We start from the raw sequence: 10,107 nt of genomic DNA, 5'->3' as shown, positions 1-10,107 counted from the left end.
GCGCTGTTGCCCTCGCCGCGCCACCGCGATCGTGCAGGCCATCCTCGTTCTGCACCACGTCGAAGCCAACCGCTACGCAGGATGAAAAAGGCTCATTGGCCAGCCGCCCCGTGCCGCACCCGAGCTCCAGAATCCGCGAACCCGCCGGAACGACCCTGTCGATCAGGTCCGGTTCCCCGTTATCAGATAGGTGCAGACACACCTCGACGGTACAACCATCCGGTGTCACCACTCCGTGTCATCCATTCAGATGACTCTGACAGATGAGGCCTAAACGCCCGAGGAACCAAACCGATCACGGAAAGTGGGCCAGAACCTTGAAATGGCCTCACTATGACGGTTTGAAGTGGCCCCACCTGCGGGCCGAGTTCAGTCTTTCGTGTCCGAACCAACGGCGTGCTGGTCAGGAACTGCTGGTGGCGGTTTGTTTGGCGGCGGTTCGGGAGAGTCTGTAGGAGTCGGTGCCGGTCTCGATGATCGTGCCGTTGAAGGTCAGCCGGTCGACGATCGCGGCGCAGAGACGCGGGTCGGTTTAGGCGCGGGTCCAGCCTGGGATCAGAGGCCGCCTACAGAGTCGTCTTTCTGTCGACTGGCTATTAGCCGATCCAGCACTCTCATCAATGGGGGCGGCAAGGGCATCCGCTGTCGGCTGGTATCTGCTCCTGTGAGTTCAGGTGCGGACTTGCACCGAGGGTGGGGACAATTAAATTCCGCGAATGGTATGAATTTTATTCGTGGCCTGTTGGCGAAATTCGCAAGACGATCCACTCGGGCATCTGTCAGGAATCGGTCAACTCTATTAACCTCTCGCTCCATAATCGGCCCTCAATTCTACATTCAGATTCGCCCTAAGGCAGCCCTCTTGCGCTAGTCGACGTCGGAGTTAACCTATCGCGTACGTCAAGGATGCACGATAAGGGAGCCGAATTCCAGCCCTGAGTCATTGCCGAGTTTGACGGCAGGCTTTGAACTGGTAGTTCGTGGACTGAGCGGCTCCGTGGACAGGGCCATTGCGTAGTCTGACGGCGGGGCTCTGAACTGGGGTTTCGAGGCGTGGGTGGCCTCTGTGCAGGCGAAGGCGACGGATGAGATCACGTCGGTGATCATGAATTTCTCTAGGCCACACGAAGCCCCGAGGACCTCACCCGCCGATGGCATCATCCCTCATCACCGCACTGACCGTTACGACACCCCGCACCACCACCGCACCGACGCCGGTCACCGACGGTGAACAGCACGATCTGCTGACCGCGCTGACGAAAGTCCCTGATCCGCGTGACCCACGCGGGATCCGCTACCCGCTGTCCGCGGTCCTGGCGGTAGCGGTCTGCGCGGCCATGGCCGGCGCATCCTCGTTCGCGGCGATCACCGACTGGCTCCATGACCTCGACGAACACGCCCAGGTCCGGCTTGGCTTCAGCAACGCCCTCCCCCGCCAGCACGACGATGTGGCGGTTGTTGACCCGTCTCGATCCGGCACTGCTGGCAACCATCCTCGCCGGCTGGCTGCACACTCGAGCCCGTCCGCCGGGTCCGCCGCCGCGCCGGTATCGCCGGGTGATCGCGGTAGACGGCAAAACCTTGCGGGGCGCCCGCCTGAGCGACGCCGTCAGGTCCATCTGCTGTCCGCCCTGGATACCGCAACCGGGATCGTGATCGCCCAGGTCACCGTGGACACGAAGTCGAATGAAATCACCTCGTTCACACCGCTGCTCGACGCCGTCGAAATAGCGCTCGGCACCCTTGCCGGGGTTCTGTTCATCGCTGACGCCCTGCATACCCAGACCGGGCACGCCGAGGAGATCACCGCCCGCCGAGCGCACCTGCTCGTGCAGGTGAAAGGTAACCAGCCGACCCTGTTCGAGCAGCTTAAACGGCTGCCCTGGGCGCAAATCCCAGTCGGGGACCGGACCCGCGACCGCAGTCACGGACGCCGCGAGACCCGCACCGTCAAAGCCGTCACGGTCGCCACACCCGGCGGCACCAGCTTTCCGCACGCCTTGCAAGCCGTCCGGATCACTCGCACCCGTATCGTCGCAGGTCGAACCAGCCGCGAAACCGCCTATCTGACCGTGTCGCTGCCCGCCGGCCACGCCACGACTCGTGATCTGCAGACCTGGATCCGGCGGCACTGGCACATCGAGAACAAACTCCATCACGTCCGAGGTGTGACTTTCCGTGAGGATCTTCATCAAGCCCGGACCGGCAACGGGCCCGCCGTTATCGCAACCCTGCGTAATACCGCGATCGGCTGGCACCGCACCACCGGAGCAACCAACATCGCTCGCGCCACACGGCAAGCCAGCCGCCGCTCACACGACCTGATCAATGCCTTGACCAGCAGTTACCCGACAACGCAATAGCCCTGGCTCCGTGTCAGGGCTATTGCATAGTGCCGTTTGGCCTGTTCACGGTTGGTTTACCGGTGGTCACGGCGGTGATGAGATCGTGGGGGCGTTGGCTGGCCTCTCGGGTGGCTTCGGCGATGTTGGTGGCGCCGTTGACGCGGTGGTAGCCGATCGAGGTGTTACGGAGGGTGGCGAAAACGGCGGGTCCGTTACCGGTCCGGGCCTGATGCGCGTCCTCACGAAGCGTGACATCTCGTACATAGTGCACCCTGTTTTCGATCTGCCATTCCGCCCGCGCCCAGGCGCCCAGATCGACCGGCCGGGCCTGGCCGGCGGGCAGTGAGATCGTCAGGTACGCCGTTTCGCGGCTGGTCTTTCCCTTGATCGTGCGGGTCCGGGTGATCCGGACGGCCTGTTCGGCCTTCGGGAAGCCCAGCCCGCCCGGCGTCGCGACGGTCAATGCCTTGACGGTACGGGTCTCCTTACGGCCGTGACCGGTCTCGCGGCTCTGCGCCCCGACCGGAACCTGCGCCCGGGCTGGGCCTTGAGCTGGGCGAACAGCTTCGGCTGGTTGGCCTTGGCCGTGACCATCAGATGCGCGCCGTGCTCGGCGAGCAGGTCGGCGTGCCCGGCCTGGGCGTGGAGCGCGTCCGCGACGATCAGGACGCCGTCCAGCGAGCCCAGCACGTCCTTGACCAGCCGCACCAGTGGGGTGAACGCGGGGATTTCATTCGACTTCGCCGCGATCTGGACCTGGGCGAGCACGATGCCGGTGCTGGTGTCGTACGCGCTGAGCAGATGGACCTGACGGCCATCGCTCAGCCGGGCACCACGCTCGACCTTGCCGTCGACGGCGATGACCCGGCGCCACCAACGACCGGGGTCCGGGGCCGGCGTCGCCCGGGACCGTAGCCAGCGAGCCATGACCTGCGACAACACGGCGGCATCGATACGGATCGGCAGCCGCCACACCGTCGTCGCGACCGGTACCCGGCCATCGAAACCGAGCCGGGACCACACCCTGCGATCCTGGAACCGCACCCAGTCGCTGACCGCGGCGAACGTGCACGCCCCGGCGATCACCGCGCACACCGCCGCGGCCAGGACAGCGACCAGCGGATACCGGCGGCCCCGCGGATCCCGCGGATCCTCGACTGCCGCCAACGCGACGAACAAGCTCTGCCAGTCACCATCGGTGACCGTCATCGGGCACGGCAGGTGCGGGGGTCGTTGCGGCAACACGATCTCGGTCAGTAATGATGACACCAGCGGGTGCGTCCTGTTCTCGATCACGGTTGTCTTCGCAAACACCATGATCCCCAACGGGTCGCACCCGTCCTACATGGACCCAGCGGCACCAGCAGAGCCACCAAAATCCCAGCTCACAGAATCCTCAACCGACTACGCAACCGCCCTGGGCTCCGTGTGCTAGCGGAAACGCGAAAATCCTTGTCAAAGGACAGTTGAGTCCCGGCTCGCGGACACCGGAATTCCTGGTGTGCGGTCAGGTGATCTCGGTCCCGACCTCCTGAAATCGGATCTCTCCGGCCGATCGGTGCGGGTGCTGACCCATGCACTCGATCGGACCGGAGAGACCGTGACCAAGTCAGACAGGGAAATAATGAAAATTCTGGAAGCTTTCGACCTCACTGGGTGCGCGTACTCGGCCGGCAGCTCGCCGGCTGCGACCCCAAGACCGTGCAGCGGTATGTGACCCTGCGCGACGCGGGCGGGGATCCATTCGAGCGGGCCGTCAGGCCGAAACTGATCGATGTGTTCCTGCCGAAGGTCGAAGAGCTCGTCGACCGGTCCAAGGCGAAGATCCGGGCGGACAAGGTCTATGAACGCCTGGTCGTGATGGGTTTCACCGGCACCGAGCGCACTACCCGTCGGGCGGTGCAGGCCGCGAAGGCGGCGTGGCAGGCCGGTAACCGGCGTGTCTATCGGCCCTGGGTGGCCGAGCCCGGGCTGTGGTTGCAGTTCGACTGGGGCGACGGGCCGCGGGTCGCCGGCCGCAAGACCAGCCTGTTCTGCGCCTGGCTGGCCTGGTCGCGGTTCCGGGTCGTGATCCCGACCTGGGACCAGACTCTCGGCACCCTGGTCGGCTGTCTCGATGCCACGCTGCGCAGGCTCGGCGGGGCTCCGGCCTACCTGCTTGGCGACAACGCCAAGACCGTCACGGTCGAACACGTTGCCGGCGTCGCGGTCCGCCACCCGCAGATCGTCGCGGCCGGCCGCCACTACGGCGTCACCGTCGCGACCTGTGAACCGTTCGACCCCGAATCGAAAGGCGGCGTCGAAGCCACCGTGAAGATCGCCAAGGCGGACCTGGTGCCGACCAGCGCGAACCTGCTCAGCGCCTACGAATCGTTCACCGACCTGGTCACGGCCTGCGAAGCCTGGTGCGAGAAGGTCAACGCCCGCGCCCATCGGGAGACCTCGGTCGCCCCGATCGAGCGCCTCGCCGTCGAACGCAGCCTGCTGCACCCGCTGCCTGCCGACCCGCACACCGCCGCGCTGGGCGAGGAACGCCTGGTCAACGAGGATCAGGCGGTCCGGTTCGGGTCCGTGCGCTACTCGACACCACCCGGACACATCGGTGAGCGAGCCTGGTGCCGCGTCGTCGGCGGCCACCTCGCGATCACCGCGATGACCAGTGCCGGCGTGGTCGAGATCGCCCGGCACCGGCTGTCGACACCCGGTAACCCGTCCATCCTGGACGGCCACTACCCCCACCACCCGCATCTCGGCGACGGCCCGAAACCACCCCGTCCGAAACCCCGCACCACCGCCGAAGCCGTGTTCCTCGAGCTCGGTCCCGGCGCCCACACCTGGCTGGTCGAGGCCGCCGCCACCGGCGCCACCCGCGTCCGGGCGAAGATGGCCCGCGCCGTCGAACTGGCCACCATCCTCGGCCTGCAGCGCGTCGACCATGCCCTCGGCCTGGCCGCCGCCGCGGGCCGGTTCGGCGAACACGACCTCGCCTCGATCCTCGACCACCTGGCCAGCGCCGGTGATCCCGCCGACGTCGTCCGCGCCGATGAGAACTTCTCCGCCCAGCCCGGCACCAGCTCCTGGAAGAAGTACGGCGCATGACCAACGAACCCGTCACCGCCACCGTCCGCACGCCGCGCTCCCGCAGCCGCCGCACCGACCAGACACCGACCGCCCCTGCCCTGCCCGACGACCTCGACACCCTGCTACGCCGAATGCGGTTTCCCTACCTGCGCGCCGCGGCTCCGGACGTCCTGGCCACCGCCCGAGCACAACGCTGGGATCCCGCCGAAGTCCTGCGCGTCCTGCTCACCGAGGAAATCCTCGGCCGCGACACCGCAGGCCGACGCACCCGCCGCAAAGCCGCGAACTTCCCTACCGGCAAAACTTTCAACACCTGGCGGCCCGAGGACTCGGGCATCCCCACCGCCACCCAGCAGGGCCTGACCACCCTCGAATGGATCGCCCGAGCCGAGAACCTGGCCATCGCCGGGCCGTCCGGCACCGGCAAGAGCCATTTCGTCGAAGCCCTCGCTCACCAGGCCATCGACCAGGACCTGCGGGTCGCCTGGTTCACCCTCGAAACCCTGACCAGCACCATCGGCCGAGCCAAGGCCGACGGATCGGTGGCTCGCACCGTCGCCCGGATCTGCCGCGCCGATCTGATCGTGGTCGACGACATCGGCATGCTGCCCGCCGGAGCCGACGCCGCCGAAGCGTTCTACCGCGTCGTCGACGCCGCCTACGAACGCCGATCCATCACCGTGACCAGCAACATCCACCCATCCGGCTTCGACACGATCATGCCCAAAACGATCGCTACCGCCACCGTCGACCGGCTCCTGCACCACGCCCACGTCATCACCACCAAGGGCGACAGCCACCGCCTGCAACAAGCCCTCTGTCAATCCCCTAGAACCGTAGAGACTTTGATCTTGAGGTCTTTAGATCTTGGTAGGTGGATCAGTGGCGGCGTAGCCGCCTCCTTCTTCTGTTGATCTCACGCCGCGCGTTCGGCGCGGACCCGGGCCTCGTAGACCACCGGTGGTAGCCGGCCCGCGGTCGAGTGCCGCCGCTGGTTGTTGTATTCGCCGATGAACCCGGCGACCTCGGCCCGGGCCTGGGCCCGGGTGGCGTAACGCCCGGCGCGGGCGAGGAGCTCGAACTCGAGGGTGGAGTTGAACGACTCGGCGACCGCGTTGTCCAAGGCCGACCCGGTGCGACCCATCGACTGCCGGACCCGCGCCCGGGCACAGGCCGCCCGGAACAGGTTGCCGGTGTACTCCCCGCCCTGATCACTATGGAAGATCACCCCGGCCACGTCACAACCCCGGACCGCGACCGCGACCTGCAAAGCAGCCGTGGCCAGAGCACCATCGTGGTGCGCACCCATCGCGAACCCGACCGCCCGGCGCGAGTGCAGGTCCAGGACGATCGCCAGGTAGAACTTGCCCTGCTCGCAAGGAATCTCGGTGAGATCACCGACCCAGGCCACGTCCGGCACGGGCGGCGGTGTGAAGTCGCGGTTGAGCAGGTCCGGTGCCTTACGCGCGGACCCGTCCGGCTGGGTCAGGTTCCGGCGGCGGCGTTTCGGCCGGGCGACCAGGTGCTGCCCGGCCATGATCTTCGCGATCGTGTTCACGCTGACCCGCCAGCCCATCGCCCGTAGATCATCGGTGATCCGCGGCGAGCCATACCGGCCCTTGTGCCGGGCGAACAACGTGACGACCAGGGCAGTCAGCGCCTGCCGGCGAGCCCGGCGCAGCGACGTGTCACCGGGCAGCCACTTGTACAACCAGGCCGGCGACACCCCGAGTGCCCGGCACGACACCGCGTACGGAATATGAAACTGTGCCCTCTGGGCGACGATGAACCCGGCCATGGCTACCGGCCCCTCGAGTCCTCGACCCAGAGGGCCAGACTGCGCTTGAGCACATCACACCGCATCCGCAGTTCGGCGTTCTCCCGGCGTAGCCGGGCCAGCTCGGTCCGCTCGCCCTCACTCAGCCCGTCACCGGCACCGTTCTCCCGGCGCCGCCGATCAACGTTCACCCAATTCGCCAGCGTCCCGTCGTTGATCCCCAGATCCCGGCCACCTGCGCGATCGGCTTACCGGTCTCCCAGACCAGCCGCACCGCACCATCCTTGAAGTCCTGATCAAACCTTCGCCGTGTCTGACCGGCCACGGCGTCCAAGCACTCACCCGCTAACCCACAGCAGAAACCCAAGCCACAGGCATGGAATTCTGCTGTCCGCCCACAACGAGATCAAAAGACCATCAGCCAAGACTTCGTCTTGACCGTTGACACCGTGGAGGCCGCTCGGCCACGGATCACGTCGAGAATCATGAAGCTCTCAAAGCCGCACGAGGCTTGGGGACCTCGTCCACCGATGGCTCGTCTGTCATCCCCGCACTGACCGTCACGAGAGCCCGACGACACCGTTACACCGACGCCGGTCCCCCGGAGGTGAATGAAGCAGCCTCCCGCGCAGGTCCGTTACCCGGCTGTCCGCAGCTCTTGGCTGTCGCAGTCTGCGCAGTGATGGTTAGGTGCATCGTCGCTCGCAGCGATCAACGACTGACTGCAAGACCTCGACGAGCACACCCGTACTAGCTGTGCTGTCCAGGGAGGTTGGTTGAGGTGCGACGTCGGAGTTGACGCTCTGGACAGCACAACTAGCCCGGCTTCAGCGGCGCCGTACCTACCGGCACGACAATATGGTGGATCCGTCGCGATCCCACCTGCTCGCTAGCATCCTCGCCGGCTGACTGCACCACTGGACTCATCAACCTAGCCCGCTGCCGCGTAGGCAATCGCGTTCCACGCAGGCTCTGACGCGCGCCCTCGGCGGGCGACGGCCGTCAGATCCATCTACTGTCCTCTCCGGACAGCACTACCGGGACCGTGCTTGCTCAGGCGGGGACACGCGGTCCAACCAATCACCTCCCTCGGGCCGCTGCTCGACGCCGCCAAAGGTGCTCAACGTCGGGGCCGGGGCGCCGTTCATCGCCGACGCGCTGCACAAGCAGACCGCGCACGCCGACGAGGTCGCCACACGCCACACGTTTACTGAGCCACATCTGAGCTGACTGGTTACGCAAGATGAGAAAAGTTTCTTCCGTGACGAGGATTTACACCCCATTAGTCCTATTTTTCATGATTGGGGAATGATTGTAGTTTCTAACCGATCCGCTAAAGAAGGATCAAGGTTGCCGGCCGGGAGACGCCCTCGTAGCTTGACCCTCGACCAAGTCGAGGCCTTAACGTGGTAGCCGCGCCGCGCGATCACGGTGATCGGCAATTCGGCTTCACCGCGGTCGGGCCAGATTAATCGAGAACCCGACTAGGAAGTACCAGGAAGAGGGATTTTAATGAGCACCGGCTTGGGTGTAGGCGGGCGCAAAATAGAGCTGGTCAGCAGCGACGGGACGAGGCTGGAGGGGCGCGCATTTAGACCTGCTGAGGGAAAAATCGCATCTGCGATTCTTCTCGTTCACAAGGAAGGCGAGGATGAGCGAGGTAGCGGGCTTTTTGATTTTTTGATTCCTGAGTTGCTCGATAAGGGGATGTTGGCGGTTACTTTCAATATTAGGGGTCACGGCACAAGCGAGGGGGAGCAGGAAGAGTTAACAATCTCCAGTATTGCCAATGACATGCGGGCTGCCGTTTGCTGGGCTTGGCAGGAAAGCCGCGGGCGTGGAGTGACCGTGATCGCTGCAGGAATTTCGGCCTGCGCCTCGCTGTGGCTTGCGGCAGTAGAGCCGCCGCCGGAACTAGAGCGAATTCTCATGTTCCAGCCGGTACTTGATCCTCGCCGTAAGTTTATCGACCGTATCCCATATTGGCGCAATCGGCAGATAGATCAGATAGCGGGCCGTAATCTTAGCGAGCATAGTTTCCTCCCCCATTCCTCCGGCTTTCGCCTGGGGCGTCCGTTTTTAAATGAAATACTGAACCTTGATCCCGCTTCCCTTCTATCCAGGGCTACTGTATCAATCAGATGCATGTGTGAAGCGGGTGGCTCAAAATTGTCAATCCATGGATCTCATGCCGATATCGAAGAGGAGGAAGAGGACGCTCTATTTTCTGATGAGAGGGAAGTGGCGAGTCTCCTGAGGCTGGCCCTCTCGTCAGAGTGGTAAAGAGAGTATTAAATTAAGTGGTAAGTCGAGAGCTGGACAACCGCAGTGTGCATACTCCGGTTGTTTTTGGGCGCTGTCGGCCAAGCGTTAGGCGAGCGGCGAGCGGCGAGCGGCGAGCGGCGAGCGGCGAGCGGCGACTACTTTGATGCCCACCCGGTCCGCGTGCTGAAACACCGCCTGTCCGACGTCGCCTACCAGCGGATGGTTGCGACGTCATCCCGCTCAGGGCGGGCGGGATGGCACGGAGGGACTCTACAATCCAGCGCGGCCGACCCAAACTCAAGATCAACACAAACCAATGCCCCGCGACCCTGTCTACAAATATGCCACTGTAGTAGCTATCTGGAAACGCCGTCCGATTGGATTCACTCGGACGGCGTCTTCACGTAAGGGTGCGTAGCGCTCCAGTCGCCGAGGCTCAGATCTAAGCCCTAATCAGCTGACAGTAACTACGCCGACGACGTTGATCGCCAACACTTGCGAAGGATATGGTCGGCACGATTACTGCCCCTAACGCGATCTCTGAGCCTCGATCCACCGCTGAATGGTGAGACGGCGGCACCCCGGAAGATAGAAAGTGCCCTCTGGCCTGGGAGGATAGGAGTTCTGACGCTTCTATTC

General features: G+C 64.6%; 7 protein-coding genes and 2 pseudogenes. 5 read left to right on the top strand and 4 right to left on the bottom strand.

Annotated elements, in window-relative coordinates; genetic code table 11:
- Together ADL15_RS52815 and ADL15_RS51270 are read left to right on the top strand one after the other, a co-directional pair.
- Positions 1–85: pseudogene (locus tag ADL15_RS52815) on the top strand (IS5/IS1182 family transposase); the annotation flags it as partial.
- A gap of 1,066 nt (positions 86–1,151) precedes the next feature.
- Positions 1,152–2,363: an ISAs1 family transposase gene (locus ADL15_RS51270; RefSeq protein ID WP_232344005.1), complete on the top strand. Its 1,212-nt coding sequence runs from the start codon at positions 1,152–1,154 to the stop codon at positions 2,361–2,363.
- A gap of 19 nt (positions 2,364–2,382) precedes the next feature.
- Here ADL15_RS51270 and ADL15_RS56415 read toward each other — a convergent pair whose 3' ends face one another.
- Both ADL15_RS56415 and ADL15_RS56410 read right to left on the bottom strand, forming a co-directional pair.
- A complete protein-coding gene (locus ADL15_RS56415; RefSeq protein ID WP_067687592.1) occupies positions 2,383–2,808 on the bottom strand; it encodes a hypothetical protein in 426 nt (141 codons plus the stop codon).
- The gene (locus ADL15_RS56410) at positions 2,805–3,641 is read right to left on the bottom strand and encodes an ISAs1 family transposase (RefSeq protein ID WP_269748330.1); all 837 of its coding nucleotides are present in this window, start codon (positions 3,639–3,641) and stop codon (positions 2,805–2,807) included. The genes ADL15_RS56415 and ADL15_RS56410 overlap by 4 nt, the downstream gene beginning before the upstream one ends.
- Positions 3,642–3,969: 328 nt before the next feature.
- Between ADL15_RS56410 and istA the strand changes: the two are divergent.
- Positions 3,970–5,444 (top strand): annotated as a pseudogene (gene istA, locus ADL15_RS10090) (IS21 family transposase).
- A complete protein-coding gene (gene istB, locus ADL15_RS10085) occupies positions 5,441–6,340 on the top strand; it encodes an IS21-like element helper ATPase IstB (RefSeq protein ID WP_198170694.1) in 900 nt (299 codons plus the stop codon). Before istA ends, istB begins: the two are co-directional and overlap by 4 nt.
- Positions 6,341–6,342: 2 nt before the next feature.
- On the opposite strand, the gene ADL15_RS10080 is transcribed toward istB, so the two are convergent.
- Together ADL15_RS10080 and ADL15_RS52810 are read right to left on the bottom strand one after the other, a co-directional pair.
- Complete coding sequence (locus tag ADL15_RS10080) at positions 6,343–7,224, bottom strand: IS3 family transposase (protein WP_067687588.1); 882 nt, start codon at positions 7,222–7,224, stop codon at positions 6,343–6,345.
- A gap of 2 nt (positions 7,225–7,226) precedes the next feature.
- Positions 7,227–7,394: a hypothetical protein gene (locus tag ADL15_RS52810; RefSeq protein ID WP_157441281.1), complete on the bottom strand. Its 168-nt coding sequence runs from the start codon at positions 7,392–7,394 to the stop codon at positions 7,227–7,229.
- Between the two features lie 1,321 nt (positions 7,395–8,715).
- On the opposite strand from ADL15_RS52810, the gene ADL15_RS52805 reads away from it, so the two are divergent.
- Positions 8,716–9,486 carry an alpha/beta hydrolase family protein gene (locus ADL15_RS52805; RefSeq protein WP_157441280.1) on the top strand — a complete coding sequence of 257 codons (771 nt, stop codon included), beginning with the start codon at positions 8,716–8,718 and terminating at the stop codon, positions 9,484–9,486.
- The last annotated feature ends 621 nt before the right edge of the window (positions 9,487–10,107 follow it).

Origin of the sequence: Actinoplanes awajinensis subsp. mycoplanecinus, assembly GCF_001509495.1 — a bacterium.
In the GTDB taxonomy this organism is placed as follows: Bacteria; Actinomycetota; Actinomycetes; order Mycobacteriales; family Micromonosporaceae; genus Actinoplanes; species Actinoplanes palleronii.
This window is presented reverse-complemented; position numbering and strand designations above follow the sequence as displayed.